The sequence below is a fragment of the Acrocarpospora phusangensis genome (assembly GCF_016862995.1).
GTDB classification, from domain to species: Bacteria; Actinomycetota; Actinomycetes; order Streptosporangiales; family Streptosporangiaceae; genus Acrocarpospora; species Acrocarpospora phusangensis.
This window is the reverse complement of sequence record NZ_BOOA01000212.1, coordinates 1-881: the sequence shown is the minus strand read 5'-3', so window position 1 is coordinate 881 and position 881 is coordinate 1. Positions and strand designations below refer to the sequence as shown.

The 881-nt window shown below is 73.8% G+C and carries 1 protein-coding gene; it reads left to right on the top strand.

What is annotated here, in order from left to right; translation table 11 throughout:
* Positions 1–706: PP2C family protein-serine/threonine phosphatase (locus Aph01nite_RS40975; protein ID WP_307836828.1), on the top strand; the 706-nt coding region annotated here is incomplete at its 5' end.
* Positions 707–881 lie beyond the last annotated feature (175 nt).

The following is an 881-nucleotide window of genomic DNA, read 5'->3' as shown; positions in this document are numbered from 1 at the left end:
GATCCGGGACCACAACGAGGACGCGGTGACCGCCGCCGGGCTGGTCATCGCGGACATCTCGATGGCCGAGCCGGTCACGTGCTCGCTGACCCTCTCCCGCGGCGCCCTGGTCGCCGTCGCGGACGGCCTGGGCGGGCACGCGGGCGGCGAGGTGGCGGCGGGCCACACGGTCCGGACGCTGGCCCGCGAGGGCGCCGCGACCGCCGGGCCCGGCGAGCTGGCCGAACTGATCAAGGAGATCAACGCCGAGCTCACCGGCATCGCCGCCGAGCACCCGGCGCTCACCGGGATGGGCACCACGCTGGCCGGGCTGCTGTTCACCCCCGACGCCACGACCTGGTTCAACGTGGGCGACTCGCGCGTCTACCGCCTGGACGACCGTTTCCTCGGCCAGCTCTCCGTGGACGACTCCCCGCAACGCGGCGAACCGGGCGCTCCCCCACCCCCCACCCACATCGTCACCCAGGTGATCGGCGGCTCCGGCGCCGAGATCGACGTGCACACGGGCGAGGACACCCGTACGGGGTGCTGGCTGGTCTGCACGGACGGGCTCACCGACCTGGTGCCGGTGGACGCCATGGAGGAGGCGCTGAACTCGGCGGCCGACGACGGCCAGGCGGTGAAGCGCCTCTGGGCGCTGGCCATGAACGCCTCCGGCCGGGACAACATCACGATCGTGCTGGCCCGGCGCGGCGGCGGCCTCTGATGCGCCCCCGCGACCTGGCCGGATACGTGCTGGAGCACCTGCGCGAGATCCGCGAAGCCCTGGACGCGGCGGCGTGGGCACGGGCGTCCGACCTGCTCGGCCGGATCGCGACCGGGTCCGACGAGGACGCCGAGGCGGACTGGTACGACCTGCTGGACCTGATCAGGACCGAACT